Annotated in this window: 16 protein-coding genes; 2 read left to right on the top strand and 14 right to left on the bottom strand. The window is 69.4% G+C overall.

All coding sequences use genetic code 11. From position 1 onward, the window contains the following. Positions 1–74: 74 nt before the first annotated feature. The 7 genes from ASF71_RS19680 to ASF71_RS19650 all read right to left on the bottom strand — a co-directional run bounded on the left by ASF71_RS19680 (position 75) and on the right by ASF71_RS19650 (position 7,990). Positions 75–1,124 (bottom strand): SIS domain-containing protein, encoded by a 1,050-nt coding sequence (locus tag ASF71_RS19680; RefSeq protein ID WP_056303286.1) that lies wholly within the window; start codon positions 1,122–1,124, stop codon positions 75–77. A 34-nt stretch (positions 1,125–1,158) separates the two neighbouring features. Beyond that, positions 1,159–2,313: an N-acetylglucosamine-6-phosphate deacetylase gene (locus ASF71_RS19675; protein ID WP_056303284.1), complete on the bottom strand. Its 1,155-nt coding sequence runs from the start codon at positions 2,311–2,313 to the stop codon at positions 1,159–1,161. After that, complete coding sequence (locus tag ASF71_RS19670; protein WP_156372997.1) at positions 2,300–3,799, bottom strand: glycoside hydrolase family 3 N-terminal domain-containing protein; 1,500 nt, start codon at positions 3,797–3,799, stop codon at positions 2,300–2,302. The genes ASF71_RS19675 and ASF71_RS19670 overlap by 14 nt, the downstream gene beginning before the upstream one ends. After that, positions 3,796–4,683, bottom strand: coding sequence for a carbohydrate ABC transporter permease (locus ASF71_RS19665; protein ID WP_056303282.1), 888 nt, complete (start codon positions 4,681–4,683; stop codon positions 3,796–3,798). Before ASF71_RS19665 ends, ASF71_RS19670 begins: the two co-directional genes overlap by 4 nt. Next, entirely contained in the window at positions 4,680–5,591 is a 912-nt protein-coding gene (locus ASF71_RS19660; protein WP_056303280.1) for a carbohydrate ABC transporter permease, read from the bottom strand. The genes ASF71_RS19665 and ASF71_RS19660 overlap by 4 nt, the downstream gene beginning before the upstream one ends. A 203-nt stretch (positions 5,592–5,794) precedes the next feature. Continuing rightward, entirely contained in the window at positions 5,795–7,075 is a 1,281-nt protein-coding gene (locus ASF71_RS19655; protein ID WP_082506227.1) for a sugar ABC transporter substrate-binding protein, read from the bottom strand. Between the two features lie 36 nt (positions 7,076–7,111). Then, entirely contained in the window at positions 7,112–7,990 is an 879-nt protein-coding gene (locus ASF71_RS19650; protein ID WP_056303278.1) for a MurR/RpiR family transcriptional regulator, read from the bottom strand. A 512-nt stretch (positions 7,991–8,502) separates the two neighbouring features. Between ASF71_RS19650 and ASF71_RS19645 the strand changes: the two genes are divergently transcribed. Then, on the top strand, positions 8,503–10,509 hold the full coding sequence (locus ASF71_RS19645) for a glycosyl hydrolase family 18 protein (RefSeq protein ID WP_162243146.1): 2,007 nt from the start codon (positions 8,503–8,505) through the stop codon (positions 10,507–10,509). A 47-nt stretch (positions 10,510–10,556) separates the two neighbouring features. Here ASF71_RS19645 and ASF71_RS19640 read toward each other — a convergent pair whose 3' ends face one another. Next, on the bottom strand, positions 10,557–11,165 hold the full coding sequence (locus ASF71_RS19640; RefSeq protein ID WP_056303276.1) for a TetR/AcrR family transcriptional regulator: 609 nt from the start codon (positions 11,163–11,165) through the stop codon (positions 10,557–10,559). 142 nt (positions 11,166–11,307) lie between these two features. On the opposite strand from ASF71_RS19640, the gene ASF71_RS19635 reads away from it, so the two are divergent. Beyond that, the gene (locus ASF71_RS19635) at positions 11,308–12,198 is read left to right on the top strand and encodes an SDR family oxidoreductase (RefSeq protein WP_056303275.1); all 891 of its coding nucleotides are present in this window, start codon (positions 11,308–11,310) and stop codon (positions 12,196–12,198) included. A 40-nt stretch (positions 12,199–12,238) separates the two neighbouring features. Here the strand turns inward: ASF71_RS19635 and ASF71_RS19630 are convergent, their stop codons facing one another. The 6 genes from ASF71_RS19630 to ASF71_RS19605 all read right to left on the bottom strand — a co-directional run bounded on the left by ASF71_RS19630 (position 12,239) and on the right by ASF71_RS19605 (position 23,446). Next, the gene (locus ASF71_RS19630; RefSeq protein ID WP_056303273.1) at positions 12,239–13,927 is read right to left on the bottom strand and encodes a VgrG-related protein; all 1,689 of its coding nucleotides are present in this window, start codon (positions 13,925–13,927) and stop codon (positions 12,239–12,241) included. A 6-nt stretch (positions 13,928–13,933) separates the two neighbouring features. Then, a complete protein-coding gene (locus tag ASF71_RS19625; protein WP_056303270.1) occupies positions 13,934–14,506 on the bottom strand; it encodes a hypothetical protein in 573 nt (190 codons plus the stop codon). Between the two features lie 74 nt (positions 14,507–14,580). Beyond that, positions 14,581–18,897 (bottom strand): protein kinase, encoded by a 4,317-nt coding sequence (locus tag ASF71_RS19620; protein WP_056303268.1) that lies wholly within the window; start codon positions 18,895–18,897, stop codon positions 14,581–14,583. Between the two features lie 89 nt (positions 18,898–18,986). Then, positions 18,987–20,327: a deoxyribodipyrimidine photo-lyase gene (locus ASF71_RS19615; RefSeq protein ID WP_235514637.1), complete on the bottom strand. Its 1,341-nt coding sequence runs from the start codon at positions 20,325–20,327 to the stop codon at positions 18,987–18,989. 100 nt (positions 20,328–20,427) lie between these two features. Continuing rightward, entirely contained in the window at positions 20,428–21,324 is an 897-nt protein-coding gene (locus ASF71_RS19610; protein WP_056303266.1) for a phage tail protein, read from the bottom strand. A gap of 103 nt (positions 21,325–21,427) precedes the next feature. Continuing rightward, positions 21,428–23,446 carry a putative baseplate assembly protein gene (locus tag ASF71_RS19605; protein ID WP_056303264.1) on the bottom strand — a complete coding sequence of 673 codons (2,019 nt, stop codon included), beginning with the start codon at positions 23,444–23,446 and terminating at the stop codon, positions 21,428–21,430. Positions 23,447–23,493: the final 47 nt, after the last annotated feature.

Below are 23,493 nucleotides of genomic sequence, written 5' to 3'. Positions count from 1 at the left end.
TCCTGCCCTCCACCCCGAGTTTTTGCAATCGCTCAGGTGTGTCGTGCAGGAGAGTGAAAGAAAAGAGGGACGATTCAGCGGGTACGGGTCACCTTGCTTAGGAGGGGAGGGGCGTCGGGGTCTAGGCCACGGTGCAGCGAGAGGTGCCCGGCAAAGAGGTAGCCGGCCAGGACGCTGACGAGCGGATCAGTCAGCGGATGGCCGCTGGGGGGGGTGGCCAGCGTGCTGCCCTGGGCCGGGCCGAGGGTGAGCAGAGCGGCGCCGTCGCCCCGCAGGGCCTCATAGGCCCCCTGGGTGGCCGGCCACGCGGCGTCGGCCGAGGTGAGGCCCAGCAGGCGCACGCCGCCTGTCAGGAGGCGTTTGGGACCGTGGCTGAATTCGGCGGCGCTGTAGGCCCCGGCCTGGATGCCGCCCGTCTCCTGCAACTTCAGCGCCAGTTCCTGCCCTATGCCCCAGTGCAGGCCGCGCGAGAGCACAATCAGGCGCTCCTCGTTGCGGTAGTGCCGGGCCAGTTCGCGCGCCTGATCCTCTAGCGCCAGGGTCTGTTCCAGCACGGCCGGGAGGCGGTCCAGGGCATCTTGCAGGGCCACGTCGCCGCCGAGCTGGGCGATGATCGGCAGGAGGGCGCTCAGGCTGGCGAGGTAGCTCTTGGTGGCGGCCACGGCCTGTTCCTCGCCGCAGCGCAGCGGCACCACGAACTGGGCAGCGGCGGCCAGCGGGCTGTCCTCGACGTTGACGAGAGCGACGGTGAGGGCACCGGCCTCGCGGGCCATCTCCAGGGTCTCGACCACGTCCGGCCCCGCGCCCGACTGTGAGACGGCCATGACCAGGGCGCCCCGCAGACGTAGCCGTGCCCCATACAGCGTATGCACGCTCGGCCCCAGGCTGGCCACGGGCAGGCCCAGCGCGGTTTCCAGGGCGTACTTGAGAAAGGTCGAGGCGTGGTCGCTGCTACCACGCGCGAGCGTGACCGCGTAGGCCGGCGGGGTGTCCCGCAGCGCCGCAAGCAGCCCGGCATTTACCTGGTGGTTCAGGATCGGCTGCCGGGCGATGACGCCGGGGGCCTCGGCCGCCTCGCGCAGCATCAGTGGACGGGCAGAGGAGGGGGGTAGGTCTGCGGTCATAGAACCTCCGGGGAGATAGATCAGGCCAGGGCAATCAGTGCAGGGGGATGGGCTGGCCGCCCACATAGACTCTCTCGATAGTCAGGTCGGGGCTCAGAGCGATCACATCGGCGCGCAGACCGGGGCGCAGCTCACCCCGGTCTCGCAGCCCCAGTGACGCGGCGGGAACTGCTCCAAGCATCCTCGCAGACTCGGCCAGAGGGACGCCTGCTGCCACCGCGCGGCGCAGCGCCGCGTCCAGTGTGAGCACACTGCCGGCCAGCGAGCCGTTGAGAAGGGTCGCGCGTCCGCCGGTCACCGTGACCGGCTGGCCGCCCAGTTCGCTGTACCCGTCTCCCAGGCCGGCGGCGCGCATCGCGTCCGAGACGAGCACCACCCGCCCTGGCGCCGCCGCGCGGGCGAGCAGGAAGGCGAGGTCATGAACATGATGGCCGTCCAGAATGATTTCCAGATACGCCTCCGGGTCGGCCATCAGGGCGCCGGCCGGCCCCGGCGCGCGGCCCTCGACGCCGCCCATCGCGTTGAAGAGGTGGGTGGCGGCCACCCGGCCCCCGGCCCCGCGCACGGCCTGCAGGAAGGCGGCTACGGTGTCGGCGTCCGCCAGGGTGTGGCCCACACCCACCCGCACTCCGGCCGCCGCGAAGGCCAGGGCAGCCTCCAGGGCGCCGGGCAGCTCGGGGGCCAGGGTCACGGCGCGCACGACTCCGGTGGCGAGGGCCTCGGCCACCCGTTCCGGGGCCGGGTCCACGGCGTGGGGTGGCTGGGCACCCAGGCGGCCCATGCTGATGAAGGGGCCTTCGAGGTGTGCGCCCACGAGATTGGCCCCGCCGGGGACGCCGCCCGCTTCCATGACCTCGCGCACGCCGCGCAGGGCCGCCAAGACCCGGTCCCAGGTCTGCGTGATGGTCGTGGGGAGCAGGGTGGTGGTGCCGTAGCGCGCATGCTCGCGGGCCAGGGTCCGGACCCCCTCGGGGCCGTCCATCGTGTCGCCGCCACCGCCGCCGTGCACGTGCGAGTCGATGAAGCCGGGGACGATCCAGCGGTCCGGGGCCTCGTCCAGCGCCTCGAAAGTCCCGACGTGGGTGCCGAATTGCAGGCGGCCGGGCCGGAAGGTGCCTTCCGGAGTGAGGACCTGCCCTTCGAGGGTGGTGGAAGGGGCCGGGGGGGAGAGCGCATCAGTGCGGGGCATGGAGCCGTAGCGTAGCGAGCGCGGCCCCCAAAGCCCGCAGGTTCGTCGGCCGGAAGCCGTGGGTGACGATGGCGGGGAGGCCCAGCGCTTCCACCGTCTCCGGGGACCACAGGGCCAGATGCAGCGCCGGGCGCCGACTCTGCCGCAGACCGGCCGCCAGCCGCGCCTCAGCGGCCGAGACGCCCCAGCGGCCGGTGGTCGCCAGCAGGACGGGCGTGCCGGGAAACTGGGCTAGCAGGGCCTCGGCAGCGCCGGAATCGTGGCCGCCGTGCAGCGCAACCTGGAGGTGGGGGAACATGCCGCGCAGGCTGGCCGCCAGCGCCGCGCCGCCCAGGAAGTCGCCGTAGGGCCCCCCGAGGGCCGCCGACTCGGGAGCCACGAGGAGGACCGGCCCCGCCGGGTCCAGGGCGGGCGGCGTGCCCTGCCAGCGCAGGCTGCGGGCGGCCCAGTCCTGCACGGCCTGTTGGTCGGCCCCGTGCTGCGCGGGCGGATACGGGCGCGGCATGCCGGAAAAGCGCAGGGCGGCGCGCGCCAGCCGGGCCTGCGCCTCGGCCAGCCGTTCGGCGCTCAGGGTGCCCGCCGCGAGGGCTTCGGCTAGGGCGGCGGCGTTCTGAGCGTGCAGGGCCAGCGAACCGTGCCCGCAACTCAGGACCGCGTCGGCCCCGGCCGCCAACGCCGCCGGAGCCGCCGAGCCGCGCGGGTAATGGTCGGCAATGGCCCGCATATCGGTCGCGTCGGTCACAACCACGCCGTCGTAACCCCAGTCCTGCCTCAGCAGCCCGGTCAAAGCGGCGGGCGAGAGGGTCGCGGGCCGCGCCGGGTCCAGGGCCGGGTACAGGATGTGGGCGGTCATCACGCTGCCCACCCCAGCCTGCACAGCGGCGCGAAACGGCAGCCATTCGGTCGCCTCCAGTTCGGCACGCGGCTTGTTCACCGTGGGCAGGGTCAGGTGGCTGTCCTGGGCTGTATCGCCGTGACCCGGAAAGTGCTTGACCGACGCCATGACCCCGGCGGCCTCGCTGCCCAGTGCCCAGGCCACGCCCAGGCGGGCGACCTCGGCGGGGTCGGCACTGAAGGACCGCTCGCCGATGACCGGGTTACGGGGGTTGCTGTTCACGTCCAGACTGGGGGCGAAGTTCCAGTTGATGCCCAACTCGATCAGTCCGCGCGCGGCGACCGCTCCGGCTTCGTGGGCGGCGGCCTCGGAGCCGATCACGCCCAGGGCCTGCGGGGTGGGGGGCAGGGGCACGTCCAGGCGGCGCAGCACCGCGCCCCCTTCCTGGTCGGTCGCCACCAGGGCGTCGTGGCCCAAGGCGTCCCGCAGGTCGCGGATGAGGCGGACGGTGCGCTCCGGGGCCGTGATGTTGCGGGCGAACAGGCACACGCCCCCGAAGCCGTGCTGACGGAGAAAACGGCCCTGGTCCGGCGTGAGGTCCGGCCCCGGCAGGTCCACGATCAGGGTGCGGTTGGGCGAGAGGTCGCTCACTTCACCGCTCCTTCCAGGCCGCGCATGAACAGCCTCTGGGCCGCCAGAAACACGAGCAGCACGGGCACCATCATGAACAGAGCCCCGGCGGCGATGTTGAAGGGGTCGTAGTTGAACTGCCCCTTGAGCTTGAGGACCGCTACCGACAGCGGCAGTTTGTCGGGCGCGGCCGAGAGCACGAGCATGGGCCAGAAGTAGGCGTTCCAGGTCGTGACGAGCGTGAAGATGCCCAGCGCCGCCTGCGAGGGCCGCGTAAGGGGCAGCATGATGCGGGTCAGGACCGTGAACTCGCCCGCACCATCGAGGCGCGCCGCCTCCAGCAGGGCGTGCGGCACAGCCAGAAACGCCTGGCGCATCAGGAAGATCCCGAAGGCTCCGGCGACGGTCGGCAGGACCACGCCGAGGTGGGTCCCCAGCAGCCCTATCTTTTTCAGGGTCAGGGTGTTCACGATGAAGGTGGTCTCGCCCGGCAGCACCAGCGTCGCCACGATCACGCCGAAAATCAATTCGCGACCCGGAAAGCGGAAGCGGGCCAGCGGGTAGGCCGCGAGCGCCGAGACGATCAGCGTGCCCACCACCGTGAGGGCCGTGATCGAGACGCTGTTCCAGATGTATTTGCCCAGACCGAAGGTGCGGTACACCTCCATGAAGTTGTTCAGCGTGACCGCGCGCGGGAACAGGCTGGCCGGAAAGGCGTAGATGCTGCCGCCCGCCGTCTTGTCGGTCAGGGCGATGGCGAGGGTCCACAGGAAGGGAAACACGGCGAACAGCAACACGCCCACCAACAGCACGTAGCGCAGCACCAGCCGCCCTACCTTACGCGGCGAGGCAGTGCGGCGCGTGCGGGCCTGGGTACGCGACGCGGGGCGGGTGACGGCGCTCATGCGCGGCCCCCCTCGCCATCCGACTCGCGGAAGAGCCGGAAGTTCGCCAGCGAGAGCAGCAGCGCCACGGCCGCCACAACCAGCCCGGCAGCGCTCGCCAGCCCGTAGTCGAAGTTGAAGCCCTGGAACGCCTTGGAGTACACGTACATCAGCGCCGTGTAGGTCGAGTTCAGCGGCCCGCCGTTGGTCAGGACGAGCACCTCCTCCAGCACCCGCAGCGCCGCGATGGTCGAGAGCAGCGAACACAGCAGGATGGTCGGTTTCATCATCGGAACGGTCACGCGCCAGAAGCGTTGCCACGCGCTCGCGCCGTCGAGGACCGCTGCCTCCTCCAGCTCGGCGGGAATGCTCTGGAGGCCCGCCAGATACAGCACCATGTAGTATCCGAAACCGCGCCAGAAGGTCACGAGCATCACGGCCCAGAAGGCGGTGTGCTCATTGTTCAGCCAGCCGAAGGCTCCGCCCGCCGGCAGCAGGTGCAGCGCTCCCAGCGCCCAGTTCAGCGTGCCCTCGCGGTTAAAGACCCACTCCCACATCACGGCGGCGAGCGATACGCTCGTCACGACCGGCACGTAGTACGCCGCCCGGAAAAAGGCCATGCCGGGCAACTCACGGCTCACCAGGACCGCCACCGCCAGCGAGGCGAGTTGCAGCGCGGGCACGACCAGCAGGTACTTCAGGCTGTTGCCCAGCGAGGTCAGGAACAGCGGGTCGGCCAGCAGGGTACGGAAGTTCTCCAGCCCGACCCATTTGGGGGCCAGTCCCTGCGCGAAGCGGGCGCCGCCGTATTCGGTAAAGCCCAGATACGAGCCGTAGGCCAGGGGGTAGAAGGTGAACAGGGTCAGCAGCACCAGGGCTGGGGCCAGGAAGGCGTAGGAGAGCAGGGTGTCCCGCCAGGAAGCGCGCATAGAAATTCCTTTACGGCGTACGGCCCACCGCCGGGCCCGCGCGAACGGGTGCAGGCAACGGGCCGGAGAGGAAGCAGGTGGGAGCGAGATGCGGAGGGGACTGAGCGGAGGACAGCCCGCGACTTCGGATTGCCCCGGAGCCTGCGCCGGGACGGACCCTCATCTCCAGCCGCATGTGTCCAGGTCGGCGGGCCGCCCGGCCCTCATTTCTTCATATTCGCGTTCCAGTAGGCCACCGAGTCGTTCAGGGCGGCCTGCGCCGTTTTGCGGCCCAGCAGTGCCGCCTCGATGTTGTCGTTCAGGTTCTTGTAGAGGTCGTCGCTGTTGGTGGGCGCCTTGTAACCGGGGTTGATGAGGCGGCCCGACGAGCCGACGAGCGCCGTGGCGCGGGCGACCGGGTCGCTGCCCGTCTGCTTGAACAGGGCGTCGCTCTGTGCGGCGCGGGTGGTGGGCACGACCGGCACCACCCTGGCAAAGGCGATCTGGCTGGCGTTGCTGGTCATGAAGGCCGCGAGCTTGGCTGCCTCGGCGGGGTGCTTGCTGGCGGTGGGCACCACGAGGTCCATGCTGCCGCCGGTCTGCACCCCGGCCTTGCCCAGCGGCGCGCTCGTCACGACCGTCTTGGCGTACAGCCCCGGGTTGGTGTCCTTGATGCGGGTCAGGGCCTGCGGGCCGCCCACGATGAGGGCCACGCGGTTCTGGGCGTAGAGCTCGGTGGCGACCTGGAAAGCCTCGCGCCGCACCACGTCTTCGGGGATGTAGCCGCCCTTGTACAGCGTCACGTACTGCTGGAGCAGCGCCGCGTGGGCCGCCGTGTTGAAGACCGCCTTGCCGCCTGCGTCGTAGATGGGCAGGCCCTCGGCGTAGAAGTAGCCCAGGAAAGACGCCGTGTTGGGGTCCTTCAGGGCGGGTACCCAGGCGTAGGCGCCGGTCTTGTCCTTGATGGTCTTGGCCATCGTCAGCAGCTCGCTCGTGCGGCGCGGCGCGGCCGTGATGCCGGCCTTCTTGAACAGGTCGGGGTTGTAGAGCATGACGCCTTCGTTGAGCCAGCCGTACCAGGGGTAGCCGTACACCTTGCCGCCCGAGGTGAAGTTGGTCAGGCTCTGGGGATAGTAGGTGGCGGTCAGGGTGGCGCGCGGCGTCAGGGCGCTCACGTCGCGCAGAAAGCCGTTCTGAGCCGCCTTGGCCGTCTCGTCAATGTTCAGGTTGATCACGTCGGGGGCGCCGCCGAGGTTCACGCTGGAGATGAAGTCCTGCACCATGCTGTCCTGCTTGTCGAACCACTTGACCGTGATGTTCGGGTTCGCCTTCTCGAAGGCCGCGAGGGTGGTCTTGATGTACGTGTCGAACTTGGGACTGAGATACCACGTCCAGAACTGGAGTTCGACCTTCTGCTGCGCGGCGGCGGTACTCATGACCGTCCCCAGCGAGAGGCTCAGGCCGAGGATGATCAGGCGGGCGGCTTTCGGGCGGGTCACGGTCATGGGGGTTCCTCCGGGGGACGTGAGGGGGCGGGGGCCTCAGAACTTCTTGTCGACGACGGATTCGGCGGTGACGCGCAGCAGGGTGTGGGCTTCGGGACGCTTGGGCAGGATGGCCGCATACAGCAGTTCGAGCATCAGGGCCTGGCTCGTGAGGGTGTCGAGCACACTGTCGCTCAGGGGGTCTTCCTGCGCGGCCGTGAACAGCACGTCGCTGGCGTAGCGGGTGATCGGGCTGCTGGCCCGGTGCGTGACGGCGACCGTGTAGTGGCCATGGTTGCGCGCCAGTTGCAGGTGCTGCACGGTGTCGATGGTGCTGCCGCTGCTGCTCAGGCCGATGACCACGCCGCCGCCCGGCAGGGTGCTGATGCCTACGGCCGTGATATGGGGATCGGTCGACACGGACGCCGTGATGCCCAGCCGCATCAGCCGGTTGGCGAAATACTGCGCCAGCAGGCCGCTGTTGCCCTGCCCGGCCAGCACCACGCGCGGCGCACGGGCCAGGTGGGTGGCGACGCGCTCGACTGCCGCCGCGTCGAGCAGTTGCACCGTGTTTTCCAGCGTCTGGGTCGTGAAGTGCAGTAGCCGGGCGGCGCGGGCGGCCAGGCTGTCGCCGCCGGGGGGCGGCGCGGGCGTGCGGTTCATCACGTCGGCGGCCAGCGCCAGCTTGAAGGCGTGAAAGCCCGCGAAATTCAGCTTGCGGCACAGGCGGGTGATGGTCGCCTCACCCACGCCCACGCTCAGGGCCAGCTCGGTGATGTTCTGGTGCACCACGTTGTCGGCGTCCTGAAGGACGTGGTCGGCCACCCGGCGCAGGCTGGGTGAGAGGTGGTCAGCCTCCAGCCGGATGCGGCCCAGCGCGCCTCCAGGCAGGGCCGGAGATGAGGTGGCCGGGGAGGAGGTGGAAAATGTGGTCACGGAACCTCCTGAAAAGAAACGCGCCACCGAAGCCGGGCCGGCGGATGGCCTGAAACCTGAAAATTCTTTACTGCCAATTCAGCATTAGGGAGAAAATTATTTTTGTCAAGCGGTCGTCTGCTGATGCCGAAAATGGAGTATCCGAGAGGTCGTCTCCTGATCAGGGGTGCCGGTTCTCACCCGGTTTTCTGGATGACCTCGCAGAATTTTGGCGTGATGACGGGGATCTACGGATTTGACGATGCCGGGGCGATGTGGTCGCCCCGGCATCGTCGGCCGTCGGTGCTCGTGCCTCTATGAACTTCTGAGCCACGAGACGCTGGGCTCTGCTGACTTCTAGATCCCAACCAGATTAAAAACAGTTCTCAGGTTGTCTAGGGTGATAGAAATTTTCAACATCTTTTCCAAAACGGGTTGTGATTTTCTAATGGTGTTCATTTCAGCCTGTTGTTCGGTTCTTCCCCGTCAGTGCCCCCCGTGGGGTCCGGAGGTCAGTCATGTCCAGACTCGTCATGTCCCGTTCAGTTCTGCTCACCCTCGCCCTGGTGCTGGCCGCCTGCGACGGGCAGTCGTCCCCCGCGGCGCAGGCCGGCACGCCGGTCGCCGCGTCCCTGGGGGCGCAGGCGGTAAGCGGTCCCACCGTCACCTTCGAGGCCACCAGCCAGTGGGACACCGGCTTTTCCGGCCGGATTACCCTGAGCAACCCCGGCACGGCGGCGATCCAGGGCTGGACGCTGAAGTTCAAGTTCAACGGCAATGCCGCGGCAGGTAGCAGCGTCTGGGGCGCGGGCGGCGCGATCAGCAAGGACAGCAGCGGCCTCTACACCGTCACCCCCAACACCTGGGGCGGCGCGACCATTCCGGCGGGCGGCAGCGTCGTCGTCAACTACGACGGCTCCGGCACCCTGAGCGGCGTGAGCACCTGTACCATCAACGGCTCGGCGTGCAGTGGCACCACCACGCCCCCCACCGGCGGCGATACGACGGCCCCCACGGTCAGTCTGAGTGCCAGCCCAGCGACTGTGACGGTGGCGGGCAACGTGGGCCTGAGCGCCTCGGCCAGCGACAACGTGGGTGTGAGCAGGGTGGAGTTCTACCAGGGCACGCGCCTGCTGGGCACCGACACGGGGGCGCCGTACACCTGGAGCGACGCTGTGACCGCCAGCGACAACGGCAGCCGGGCCTACTCGGCCAAGGCCTACGATGCGGCGGGCAACGCGGCGACGGCGGCGGCCAGCGTCACCGTCAGCATCGGCGGCACCACCCCACCCCCCAGCACCTCGGGCTTCAAACGGGTGGCGTATTTCTCGCAGTGGGGCATCTACGGACGCAACTATCAGGTCAAGAATATCGACACGAGCGGCACGGCAGCTGGCCTCACCCACATCAACTACGCCTTCGGCAACGTGTACAACGAGGGAGGTACCTACCGCTGCAACATCGTGACCCGCGCCGAGAGCGGCAACGGTGACGGCGGTGACGGCTTTGCCGACTACGGCAAGTCCTTCGACGCGGCGACCAGCGTGGACGGCGTGGCCGACGTATGGAGCCAACCCCTGAAGGGCAATTTCAATCAGCTCAAGAAGCTCAAGGTCAAGTATCCGGGCCTCAAGGTCCTGATCTCGCTGGGTGGCTGGACCTGGAGCCGGAATTTCAGCGCGGCGGCCAGTACCGACGCCTCGCGCAAGGCCCTGGTGGCGTCGTGCCTCGATGTGTATATCCGGGGCAACCTGCCGGTCAGCGACGGTGCGGGCGGGACCGGCGCGGCGGCGGGTGTCTTCGACGGCATTGACATCGACTGGGAATATCCGGGCGGCGGCGGCCTGCCGACCAACGGCGTGAGCGCGCAGGACAAGCAGAACTTCACGCTGCTCCTTCAGGAATTCAGGCGCCAGCTCGACGCCCTGCGGTCCGGTTACCTTCTCACGATTGCTGCGCCGGGCGGTGCCGACAAGATCGCCAACCAGGACCCGGCGGGGTACCGGTCGGCGGTGGACTGGGTCAACATCATGACCTACGACTTCCGGGGCGCCTGGGACGCGACCGGGCCGACCAACTTCCACTCGAACCTGTACCCCAGCCCGCAGGACCCTGGTACGGGCGTGACAAAGAACTACTCGGTCGATACCGCCGTGACCGCCTTCCTGAACGCCGGCATGCCCGCGAGCAAGCTGGTGGTCGGCATTCCCTTCTACGGGCGCGGCTGGAAGGGTGTGCCGGCAGCCAACAACGGCCTCTACCAGTCGGCGACCGGCGCGGCCAGCGGCACCTACGAGGCCGGCTACGAGGACTTCAAGGTGCTCAAGAACGCTCCCGGCACCGTGTACCGCGACGCGACCACCAAGCAGATGTGGAAGTACGACGGCAGCAATTTCTGGAGCTACGATGACCCCGAGGTCATCGCCACGAAGATGGCATATATCAAGCAGAAGGGCCTGGGCGGCGCGATGGCCTGGGCCCTCGACGGCGACGACGCGCAGGGCACGCTGGCGAAAGCGATTGTAACGGGCCTGAAGTAGACCGAACAGGGGGCGGGAGTCGGAGACAGGTCCGGCTCCCGCCTTTGTCAGCCCCGTTCGTCTCGGTCTCCCTTCTTCCGGTCCGGCGGGCCGTTCTCCGTGATTACGGCCCCGAGCTCCCTGTGGACCTGCCGCACGGTCGCCCCCCAGTCGGCTGGGGGGTCCGCGTGGCACCAGCGCCCGAAGGCCTGCCAGAACACGACGAGGCCGGCCTGGGCCCCCAGGGTCGCCGCCGGCTCCGGGACGCCGCGCCGGACCAGCGCGCCGGCCAGCGCCCCTCCCAGAGCGTGCAGCTTGATCAGCTCGCGCTCCATCAGGGACGTGTTCGCCTCGATGACCCCCTGACGCTGGCCCGCCCAGGCGCGTCGGTCGTCCATGAAAAAGGTGCCGGCCGTCTCCAGCGCGGCCACCACCATGTCCAGGGGCCGGCCGTCCGGCACCTGGGCGACCGCCGCGACCAGACCCGCCTCCAGCACCGCCGACCCACCGAACAGCACCTCGCGTTTGTCCGCGAAGTGCCGGAAGAAGGTGCGTTCGGTCAGCCCCGCCCGCCCGGCGATCTCGGCGACGGTGGTCTGTTCGAAACCGTGTTCGATATACAGCGCCAGCGCGGCCTTGGCCAGACGGCTGCGGGCATCGGGGGTCCAGCGAGCCATGCGCCGAGTCTAGCGGAGCCCGCGCCCCCCAGTGATGTCAGCCATTGACATCAGCCGGCCGAGGGCCTAGCGTATCTATGTCAGTCGCTGACATCGGAGCGGGTCCGCAGTGGGCCCACCGTCTCTTTCTGGAGGTCGAACTATGCGCGTCTTCGTCACGGGTGCATCCGGATTCATCGGTTCCGCCGTCATCCCCGAACTTCTCGCCGCCGGGCATGAGGTCGTGGGCCTCGCCCGCTCAGACACGGCTGCCGCCGCGCTGCAAGGCGCTGGGGCACAGGTCCAGCGCGGCTCCCTGGACGACCCGGACAGCCTGCGTGCCGGGGCGGCCGCCTCCGACGGGGTCATTCACCTCGCGTTCAAGCACGATTTCTCGGACTTCGCGGGCGCGCTGCGCAGCGACCAGGGGGCCATCGCGGCGCTCGGTGAGGTCCTGGCGGGCACGGGAGGGCCACTGGTTATCGCCTCGGGCATCCTGGGGGCCGCACCGGGCCAGGTCGTGACCGAACAGGATGTGGCCGACCCGGCCGTCAACCCGCGCGCCGGGTCGGCCGCCCAGACCCTGGCACTGGCCGGGCAGGGGATGCGGCCCTCGGTGGTGCGGCTCTCGCCCACGGTCCATGACCTGGGCGATCCCGGATTCATCCGCACGCTGGTCGAGGTAGCGCGGCGTCAGGGGGCCTCAGCCTACATCGGGGATGGAGAGAACCGCTGGCCGGCGGTGCACCGCCAGGACGCCGCGCGGCTCTTCCGGCTGGCGTTGGAGGGGGCTCCGGCGGGCGCGGTGCTGCACGGCGTGGCTGAGGAAGGCCTCGCCACCCGCGACATCGCGCAGGCCATCGGCCGGCACCTGAGCCTGCCGGTGGTGTCGGTGGCGCCGGAAAACGCAGCGGCCCACTTCGGCTGGATCGGCCGTTTCTTCGCCCTGGACGCGCCCGCCTCCAACCGGTGGACCCGCGACACGCTGAACTGGCAGCCGACCCACCGCACCCTGATGGAGGACCTGGAACACGGCGACTATTTCCGGCCCTGAGAGGGGAGAGGTCGCCGGCCCTCCCCCGCAGGTTCCGGCCTCAGTTGAGCTTGATGGTCGTGCCCCTGACCGTCACGGCGCCCGCCCCGCCGTCGATGGAGACTCCGGTCTGGGCCTTGAGGTCGAGGCGGCCCTGGGCACTGACCTCGATGTCGCCCTTCATGCGGATGGTGAGTTTGTTGGTCCGGCTGTCGATGTGAATGACGTTGCCGTTCATGTCCTCAACCGTGATGCCGGGCTGGTCGTCGCTGTCGTCGAGGACGATCTTGTGGCCCTTGCGCGAGTACTGCACCCGGCGCACGGTCTTGCCACCCTTGACGAGCTTCTTGTTGGGTTCGGGCAGCGCGTCCACGCCGTTCCAGAGGCCGCCGACCACATAGGGGTGGTGCATGTCACCCTGCTCGAACCCGATCAGGACCTCGTCGTCCACCTCGGGCAGCCATGCCATGCCGCGTTTCGCGCCGCCGCCCACCGAGGCCACGCGCGCCCAGTCGCTCTCGTGCTTGTCCGACAGCCAGGGAAACTTCACCTTGACCCGGCCCATGCCCTTGGGATCGTCGTTGTTGGTTACGATGCCGATGACCAGCCCCGGTTGTTTGCCGCCGCTGCCGCCCCCTGCCTCGCCGCGTCCGCCCGCCCCCGTCAGGGTCTGGGCGAGGTCCGAGCCGCGCATCCCGCTCACCGTGAATTCGGTGACGTAGCCGCTGTCGGTATGGAAGCGGTGCGTGACCGACGACAGGGTGTAGGTGCCCTCGAAGCGCTCGCTTACGCCCTTGAGGGCCACCGTCATGCCCGCGGTCATCTTGGGGTAGCCGCCCGCCACGCCGCTGGCTTCCAGGAACTTCTGGCGTTTCTGGTCGGCGCTGCCCTGTGCGTAGGCCTCGGCCAGTTTCTCCTGGCGTACCACGCGCGAGGTCTCGGTGTATTCCTGCGAGAGGTCTTCTTCGCCGGCCGCTCCGGCCTGCGGCTCGCCCTTGCCCCGGCCGGCGCTGCTCACGACCGCCTGCTTGCGCTGTGGGTCCCAGCCGCGAACGGTGGTCCGCTTGGCCTGGTCGAGGCTGCTCACGCGCGGCGTGAACTCGCTGAGGTTCACGCCCCACTGCAGGTCGCCCGCGTGGCCCATGCTCTCGACCGGCACGCAGTTGAGTTCCTTGCCGTCCACGAACAGCAGGTAGCCCAGCGCCGCCGCCCGCCCGCGCAGGAACTCCAGGTTGGTCTGGTTGCTCTGCAGGACGTAGTCGTGCACGAAGTTGGCCGGGCCGGTCCGAGCGGTCAATCCCAGTTCGCCGGCCACCTTGCGCACCACGTCCATGTCGGTCACGTTCTGGAAGGTGCGGGTAAAGGTACCGCGCGACAGCTTGTGCAGGCGGTCGAAGGCCCGCACGAGCAGGCGCTGGCCGTGCCCCGAAAGCTGCGCCTCGACCTCGACGATCTCGCCGTCGAAGACGTTGACCTCTTCGTGGGTGCCCACCTTGATGGTGATGGTCAGCGACTTGCCGTTCACGAACTTGCCCTTTTCGTTGTCCACGAAACGGTAGCCCTGCGCCTGCTCGCGCAGCGGCGTGAAGTCGCGCAGCACGAGCGATGCCATGTCGGGCAGGTGCAGGCTGCTCTCGATGCTCAGCGAGTCGAGGCTCTGCATCTCGTCGGTGGCGAGGTCGCCGTCGATGCGGATGTAGAAGTGCGGCACGGCGCCGCGCAGGTTGATGGACGTGGGGGGCTGGGTCACGGCGGCCTACCGGAACCGCTTGCGCAGGTCGCCGACCACGCTGGCCGCCACGTCCCGGATGGCCTCGCTGCGGGCCGAGGTGCCGTCGGCCATCAGGGTGCGGTGTTCGGCCGACTCCTGAAACTCGACCGTGACCATCGCCCGCACCGGCATGCCCGAGGGCGTGAACATGGTGTACTGCTGCTGCATGCTGGTGATCACGGCATTGAACAGCCAGTTCTTGCCCCAGGTGAACAGCACGCGCGGTGGGCGGCCCTTTTGGGTCTTGGGGTCGCGCAGCGTGTCGTCGATGTTCATGAGCTGCCACAGCGGATCGGTGTAGATGCGTACGTCCTGGGCCTCCACCGAGCCGGGCGCGCGGCCCTGAAGGTAGGTGTCGAAAAAGAGCTGCATGCTCAGCTTGGCGCCGCTGCTGCCCGAAAAGGTCAGGTCGAAGGCGTTCTTGGTGCTGTTCTCGGCCGAGCCCCAGTTGTTGCTGCGCTGAAGCTGGTATTCCTTGGGGTTGAACAGGCAGGTCACTTCGATCTTTTTGCCCTCGATGCTCTGGATCTTGGCTTTCACGAGCGGTCCGGTGCTCATAGGCGTCCTCCTGTGGGCAGGGTCACGGCGCGGCGGCCGGAGAGGGGAAGGGGGTCAGGCCATCCTACCCGGCGTCACTCGACCTTGACCGTGAGCTGCCGGGTCACGATCTGAGACCCGCGCCGCGCCTCGATCTTGAAGACGGTGTCCCGCAGGATCGAGCGCTCGACCGAGCCGCTCGCTGCCTGCTTGCCAATGCCCGGCGACAAGAAGATGCTGTTGGAATTCGCCACGTCCCAGCTCAGGGTGATGCGGGTGCCGCGCGACACGGTCGTCTCGCTGGCCTCGAAGCGTTCGATGGTCACGGCCGAGGCGTTCGCCGGCCGTGCCCCCACAGCTGTCTGGCCGGGCGTCCCGGAAGCGGCGGACCCGGCGGGCGTAGCAGGAGGCGTCTGTGTGCTGGCGGCCGGCGTGGTCGGTGCCTGCGGAGTCGTGGAGGTCTGGCCCGTGGAGGCCGTCCCGCCGTTCTGAGGGGCATTGCCCGTGGGCGCGGTAGTGGGCGTCCCCGCACGCGGAATGACGACGATGGTCAGCGAGCGGGTCTGGGTGCCGGCGACGAGGGTGTAGGTCGTGGTGCGCGCCGGGCGGACCTGGAGACTGCCGCTCGGGCTGGTGGGCAGGCCCTGCGGGAACACCTTCACCGTCTTGATGCCGGTAGCTTGCCAGCTCAGTTTGGTGATCTGCCCGGCCTTGACGATGGTGGCGTTGGCCCCAAAACTCACGATCTGGGGCCGCGGGGGCGGCGTCGGGGTCACTGGGGTGGGGGTGACTGGAGTCACCGGCTGGGGCCGGGGAGTAGGGGCGACCGTGGCGGCTGCTCCGCCGTTCGGGGTGACCGCAGGCTGAGTGCCGCGTGGGGCCGCCGCGCCGCCGGTCGTTGCTGCATTGCCGGTCGCGGGCTTCGGCTGCACCGTGGGTGTTTGTGCTGTGGTCGCCGCGCCGCTCTGGGTGTTGCTAGAGTTGCGGGGAGGCGCGTTTCCACCTGCCGGATTGGGCGTGGGCGTCGCGGGCCGCGTTGCCCCCTGGGACGCGCTGCCCTGGACCGTGGGATTGCGAACTGGAGTGGTGATGGTCACGGCCGGCGTGGCCGCCGCACTACTGGCCGCCGGCAATACCGGCAGCGACAGCGAGCGGCTGGCACTGCCCCCACTGCCGCGCGCGGTGAAGGTCAGGGTGACGTTGCCGCTCGGCGCGGCAATGATGGTGCTGCCCGAGGGCGACAGAGACAGCGTGCCCTGCGGCAGCCCGGTCAGCTCGACGCTCTGGGCGTCCTGGCTCGACCACGTCAGCGTGACCGGCGACCCGGCGCGGGGTTTGCGCGGCGAGACACTGACCTCACTGACACTGGGCACACGGGCCTCGGCGCTCACGCTGTAGCTCTGTTCGGTGGTGGTCGCGCCGTTGCTGGCCTGCAGGCGGAACACGCGGTTGCCCGTGTCCATCACGAAACTGCGCTGGCCCTGCGCCTCGACCGCGCCAAGCGGGTCGATGGTCACGTTCGGCGCGTTGCGGACCTTCCAGGTGACTGTTACAGGGTCGCCGATGCGCGCCTGCGCGGGCGTCACCTGAAACGTCTCGATGACTGGGGCCGGCACCCGCAGTGTCTGGGTCGAGCTGATGGGCGCGCCGCCGCTCACGTTGGCCCGCAGCACGAACGCCTGCTCACCTTTGACCTGCCACTTCGTCTGGCCGCTACTGGCGACGCTGCCCAGGGGTTCGAGGGTCACGCTCTGGGCGTTGCGCACCCGCCAGCGCAGGGTGACCGTCTGGCCTACGGCCGCCTCGGCCGGCTCGATCTGAAACAGTTCGATGGCCGCCGGCAGCACCTTGACCGGGTAGGCGCGGTCCACCTGGCCGCCGCCGTTGCTGGCACTGAGGCGGAAGGTCGTGTCGGCCTCGACCGTATAGCGCTGCTCGCCCTTGGCCGGTACGGTGCCGAAGGGCTCGATGTTGACCTCCTGCACTCCCTCCACATCCCAGCGCACGGTGGCCTGCTGTCCCGGCGTGATGTTCTGCGGCGTGACCGTGAAGGTCTTGAGGACCGGCGCGAGCACCTTGGGCTGCACCTGCACGCTGGCCTGCGTGTTGCGGACGCGCCCATGCACGATGAGCTGTACGTTGGTCGGTTCCTTGACGCCCTGAGGCACGAGCAGGGTGCCGTTGGTGTTCGTCACGGTCTTGCCGAAGGGCTGCACCTCGATGCGCGTGGCGTTCTGCGACTGGAACTTCAGGGTGAAGGGCTGGCCGACCACCGGGTTCTGCGGCTCGACGCTCACGACCACGCGCGGCTCCTGCAAGAGCCAGAAGCCCAGGCCCAGCGCCATGAGGAGCGCGATGGGCAGCGCCCACAGCGGAATGAGCGGCAGGTGCAGCAGCGACAGGTTGGTCGCGCGGTCCACGCCCGTATCGGGGTTGGGGTGGTACTGCAACGTGCGCGGGCGCGGCGCGGCGATCCAGCGCATGGGCAGTCGCACGTCGAGCCGCTGGTCGTAGGCGGCGCCCGGTTCCAGCGTCAGCGTCTCGGGCAGGCCGGTCACGCGCACCTTCCCGATGCCCTCACGCAGCCGCATCATGTAGTTGTAGGCGATGGTGCGCACTGGAATGACGTTCGAGAGGTTGCCGCTGGCCGGCACCTGAATCTGGCTCCAGGGCGCCTCGAGCTTCACCTCACCCTCGTCGTCGCCCACCGTCGGGGCGTAGGTCACGGTGACGTTCGAGACGTTCACCATGTGCAGCTGATAGTGCGTGCGGCGCCACGCACTGCGACGCACCGGTTTGAACTCGGTGACGGTCTCGGTGAAGGGTTTGACCGTCCACCTCATCGGCGCGGTGCCGTACTCGGCCGGGTTCTCGCGGCTGCGGGCCAGCACGCGCACGTCGTAGGTCTGGGCCCGCGACGTGGGCGCGCGCGGCACCTGGATCTTCAGGGTGGTCTCGCCCGACATGCCGGGGTTGAGCTGCACCTCGTGGTACAGGTTCTGCACCCACTCGGCCGGCACACCCTCGACTTCCAGCCGGAAGTGGTCCACCGTGCGCCCGGTATTCGAGAGTTTGACCGGCAGCAGGACGGAAGCGCCGGGGTCCAGCGTGAGGTCGTTGTCCTCGACGAGCAGGGCGATGCGGGCCTGCTGCACCACACGCTGCGGCGGCTGGAGCCGTAGCCAGAACGGCTCGACGCGCAGCACGCCGCCGTCGGGCCAACGCAGGGGCGCGCGCAGCGGCAGCGCCTCGCCGCCCAGGGTCGTGCCGTTCGTCGAGCCGAGTTCGGTGACGTGCACCTCGCCCTCGTCACTGAGGTCCAGACTGAGATGGTGGCGCGACACGCCGGCGTGTTCCAGCACGATGGAGTTGCCCGGCGCGCGCCCGATGGTCACGACGTCGCCGGTCAGCGGTTCGACGCGCAGCAGGAGCCCGGCCGCGTCACAGATCTGGAGGCGCGCGTAGGGCTTGCGGTCGCGCAGCGGTTCGATCCGCGGCGCGGGCGGCTCGGGAATGTCCGGCAGCACCACGGTCGGCTGCGGCCCCTGCGGCAGCAGGGTATTCATCACGCGCTGAAGCTGTTCCTCGAGCTCGGCCGCCGTGCGGTAGCGGTCCTGCGGCGCCTTGGCCATGCAGGTCAGGACGACTTCTTCGAGGTCGGGCGGGATGTCGTAGCGGATCTGCCCCGGCGGAATCGGCGCGACGTGCTGGTGCTTGTCCATCGCCTCGGCGAGGTCGCGTGTCTCAAAGGGCACGAGGTTGGTGAGCAGCTCGTAGAGCATGACGCCCAGCGCGTACAGGTCGCTGCGCGTCTCGCTGCGTACTCCGCGGAACTGCTCGGGTGCCATGTAGGCGGGCGCGCTCATGATCTGGCGGTCGTGCGTACCATGCGTGAAGGCCTGAAGCTCGGCCACCCCGAAATCCGACACCAGGACTCCGTAGGCCCGGCGCCCCAGCAGCGCCCGCGCGGGCGTGAGCAGCAGGTTCTCGGGCTTGAGGTCGCCGTGCATGAGGTTGTGCTCGTGGGCGTAGGCGACCGCGCCCGCCGCCTGCCGCGCCAGGTCCACCGCGACGAGCAGGTCGAGGAACTCGCCCGCGCGCACCTGCGACTGCAGCAACTGGCGCACGCTGCCGCTCTGCGCCAGCGGCATGGCGTACATGACATGCTGCTCGCGCTCGAGCAGGTCGTCGGGCAGCAGGATGTTGGGGTGCGAGAGCCGGCGCCACTTGGCGAACAGGCGCCGGAACTGGGTCATCAGGCCCGGCTGCGCCACCAGCTCCGGCGACACGACGCGCAGCGCCTGCACACCGGCGCCGTCGAGGTTCTGGGCGGTGAAGACCTGCCCCAGCCACCCCTGCCCCAGCGGCCTCAGCAGCCGGAAGCCCTCAAAGATCGTGCCTGTGGCACTCATGGCCGCCCTCCGATCATGCCCGGTAGTCTAGCCGACTTTGGCGCGGCCGGGGAGCGAAACGGGGCCGTGGTGCCCGGAGGCGTCCCGTCTCAGCCGCCCCAGGCCTCCACATACGCCTCCATGTCGAACTTCCGCCGCAGCCCGGAGGCGCTCATGCTGCGCACGGTCCCAAACACGGGGTGGCGCGCCCAGGGGCGGTCGTGCAGGCCCAGCACCCAGCTCACACCCACGAAACTGTTGGCGTCGCGGCCGTCCTGCTCGTAGCGGTTGTTCAGGGCGAGCATGGTCGCGTGGGCCTCGCGCGGCGTGGCGCTCCATTCCAGCAATTTCTTGCCCCAGTACATCCGCATGTAGTTGTGCATCCGGCCGGTGCGGACCATCTGGCGCTGGGCAGCGTTCCAATAGGGGTCGCCGGTCTCGCCCCGGTCGAGCTGCCCGGGCGTGTACTGTGCGGGGCGGGGGTCAGCCGCGTGCTCCTCCAACGTCTTGCGTGCCCAGTCCGGGACGCCCTCGTAGCGGTCGTAGTCCGGGTTATACCAGCAGAAGTTGAAGCTCAGCTCGCGGCGCACGACCAGTTCTTCGAGCAGGGCGTCGGTACCCGGCCCCGGACGTTCCTGCGCGGCCAGGGCGACCGTGAGCGGCGAGAGGTGACCGTAATGCAGGTAGGCGCTCAGGCGGCTGCTGCCGTCCAGGGTGGGGTCGTTGCGCCGCTCGTGGTAGTGCGCGAGGTCGTGGGCGATGAAGTCTGCCAGCCGCGCCAGCGCCGCCCCCTCGCCGCCCGTCTCGTGGCCTGCCCCCACACCCTGGTCGATGGGCAGGCGTGCCGCGAGGGCCGCCGGGTCGTCCACCCCCTGGCCGGGGTCCCAGTCGTCTGTCCGGTGGTCGAGGTCATGCGTGTCGAGCGGGACCAGGTACTCCTGCCATAGCCGGTGGATCTTGGGACGGAGGGTACGCGCAGCGTACTCCTGCTTGGGGCTGGCGACCCGCACCGGCACGACCGCCTCGGATTCCACGGCGATTAATGGGACCTTCAGCGCCGCCGCCACGTCGTCCCGCCACTGACGTTGGATGCGCATGTAGCCCAGATCGGTGACGACCAGGGCCGCCTCCCGCGCCGCCCTTTTCACCTCCGCGACAGGCTCACCCAGCGCGACACGCAGCGGGACGCCCCGCCTGCCCAGCCCCGCGCGCAGGTCCCGCAGGCCCTCGAGGAGGTACAGGTAGTGCCGCGCGTTCGCCTCGGGGTAGCCGGGCGTCAGGCCGAAGACCGCCACCAGGGGCAGCTTCAGGCGGTTGGCCTCCTGCACCGCGTATTCCAGGGCGTGGTTGTCGCGTTCCCTCACGGTGGCCTGCACCCACAGCAGGACATGTCGGCCGTCTGGATTCTCAGGCTGCCGGTTCAGGGCCGAAATGCGGGTGTCATGAATCACGCGGCCGATCATAGGGCCGGGCTGGGGAGCGGCCCAGCGGGGTTCCGTACAGTTGTGCCCGCGTGCCGGAAAGCTGCGCTGGACACAGAGGCGGCCAGGGTCAGTTCGTCACCGAGGCGGGCACGAAGACGATTTCATACAGGACGTGCGCGGGCATGTGCCGGGCGATGAGCTGCCGGGCGCTGTCGCGGGTCACCTCCTGCAACCCGGCCGGCTCGGGGTCGGGCAGCAGGACGCGGACGTGGTAGGGGCGCGCGGCGTCCTCCTCGATCAGCGGCGTGACCCCGCAGCCCAGCTCTACGATGCGCCGCAGGCCATAGGGCGTGCCGCGCCAGCGGAGCAGGCTCATGGCCTCGCGCACCCACAGGCGCTTGCGACTCTCGGGCCAGTGCGGGTCGGGCGCCAGCCCCAGCCACGACGAAAGCCAGTCGAGCAGCTCTGCCGGGGCCGTGCCGGGCGCGAAATACATCTCGATGTGTTCCTGCCGGCGCTGCAGCGGCTCCCACAGCGTCTCGAAAATCAGCAGGTAGCGCCCCAGGAAGTCCGACTCGGTGTAGAGCGCCGGCAGGTAGTCCAGGTACGCGCTCGCGGGTTTGGTCTCGGGCCGTGCGGGCCAGGGCGTCCGGGCGGGGGCCAGGGGCAGCGCCGCGAAGTTCAGGTCGGGCGCCGGTTCCGGCTCGGGCACGTCGGGCGGCGTGTCCTGACCGGGCGCGTAGGCCAGCACGTAGGGGCCGATCTGAATCAGGGCGCCTTCCGCGAGGACCTGCGGCTGAAACGGCATCAGGCGCCGCCCGCCCATGTACGTCTCGCCGTTGCCGAGGTCGGTGATCACGAACTGGCCCGAGAGCAGCCGCACCTCGGCGTGCCGGATGGCGACCGAGGGGTCGCGCAGCGCCAGCCCGTTATCGGGCGTGCGGCCCACCGACAGCAGTGACATCTCTAGGTTCAGGACGCGCACCGTCTCGCCCTGGTACTGCACGAAGAGGCGGTCGCTCATGGGCGGCCCTTCCGGGTCACGCGGACTTCGGAGAAGGACCACGCCTTTCCGGAACCCTGGGGGCCGTTCCGTAAACTGGGCCGGGGATCAGCGCCGTCCCGGATCATTCGACCCGTACCGTGTGCACGTCCGACACGATCAGGCCCTGCGGCGGCAGTAGTACCTGTGGCCCGGCCGGTTCGCGCTCGTCGGGGTGGCCGGGATCACTCAGGAACACCTGCACGTCCTCGACGAAATCGGCCCCCGGCACGGTGCGCAGCAGGGCGTACAGCTCGGCGAGGTAAAGCCCTCGCCGGAAGGGCCAGCCGCCCCGCTCGGGGCCGCCCACGTAGGGGTTGAGGTAGGCGTACAGGGCGGCCTCGGCGGCGCGCTGCACGTCGGCGCGCACGCGCGGGCTGGTGCCGGGCGGGACGCGCAGCAGCGCCGAGACGCTCACCCAGAAATACTGCGGGCTGCGCACTTCCAGCACCGTGCCGACCATGCGGCGCTCATTGAGGTAGTTCTGGACGCTGGCGCGCAGTTCGGCCGACAGCCCCAGCCGCTCGGGCGGCACCCGCCCCGCCGTGACCTCGCCGCGTGGCAGGATGACCACCGACACCTGCCCCGGCTGCACGTCAAGTGTGCGGATCTGGCCCGGAAAGGAGGTCTCGCCGGCTTCGAGCGCCGCGTTCGGGGTGATGCAGCTCGCGCGGGCCACGCCCGGCACCTGCGTCGCCAGATACTCGAAATCGTCGGCGGTCACGGCGCGGCTGCGGGTGCGCAGCTGCTGGGGCACCCGCATCATGGCGTCTTCGAGGGTCTGGGCGTTGCGACCGCCGACCGCCGGGGCGTGGTTGACCACCCGCGCCACGTAAGGAATGCTGGCTTTCAGGACGCTCAGGGCGCGGGCGGGGACGTTGCCCTGCACGCCGCCGCCGTACAGGTAGCGCCGCGAGCGCAGCGACGCCCCGACCGCCGGCACCGCCCCGAAGCGGTACACCGTGCCGTCGGGTTGCAGCAGTGCCGGCCCGAAGGTGATTTCGCCCGTCACGTGGTCCAGACGGTAGTGCCGGTCGTCGGGACCCGAGTCGGCGAAGTCGGGCACGAGCGTCCAGACCTCGGGCGTCTCGCCGCCCAGTTCGCTCACGATCACGTCCTCGGCGCTGTCCATGTGCAGGACGGGCGTGTTGACCAGCTCGAAACGCTGGCCCGGCGTGCCGTCGCTGCGGCCCAGAACCTCGCCGCGCACGACCACCGCGTGCCGCGCCGTGACTGTGCCCCCGCGCGACTCGACCGCCAGCGACTCCAGGTCGGGCGAGACCCGGTAGCCCGCGTAGTTCTGCTCGCTGGTGATGCGGCAGCGCAGCCAGTAGCCCTGCTGCGCGAAGAATTCCTCGGAGACCATGCCCGGCAGCCGCAGGATCGTCTCGCCGCTGCTGTTGAAGGCCAGCGTGCCGTCGAACTCGACCGTGCACGCCACCCAGCGGTTGAGCGGCCCCTGCCATACCTCCCACACGAAGGGCGGCTCCTTGGGGTTCACGCCCGCGCCCCCCGCGACCTCGCAGACCATCATCAGCGAGACCACGTGGGCACTCAGGTTACCCGCGAAACACAGGTAGAAGGCGTCGCCCGGCACCGGCTCGGGCGAGAAGATCGGGACCTTGTGGCCCAGCACGCCCAGGCGCTCGAGGTCATGCTGCACGAAGGTATTTTCGCCCAGCGCGTTGCCGCTGTAGGCCGCGAGCAGTTCGGCCGGGTTCACTGTCAGGTCGGCCTCGGTCGAGAACACGGTCGCCTCGGTCACCTCAGTGCGCACGGTGGCGACTTCCGACCCGGCGGCGATGGTCAGCGGGCTCGACGGCGCGGCAGTGAGGTAGAAGGTCACGGGGGCCACGGCCGCGCGCGGCGGCTCGAGCTGCACGCCGATGAGTTCCAGGAACTTGACGTACATCTTGTCGGGCACCTGATTGACCCGCACGAGCAGCAGGTCGGTCATCCAGGCGAAGATCTCGATGAGCGCCATGCCGGGGTCCGAGGTGTTGTGGTCGGTCCATTCGGGGCAGTACTGCGGAATGAGCTGACGGGCCTGCGCGACGATGTCGTCGAAGCGGCGGTCGTCCAGGTTGGCGGTGGGTAGGGGCACGCTTGACCTCGGGAGACGGAGTCTGGAGTGGGGAGTCTGTCTTTGGG

The organism is Deinococcus sp. Leaf326, from assembly GCF_001424185.1.
Lineage (GTDB): Bacteria > Deinococcota > Deinococci > Deinococcales > Deinococcaceae > Deinococcus.
This window is presented reverse-complemented; position numbering and strand designations above follow the sequence as displayed.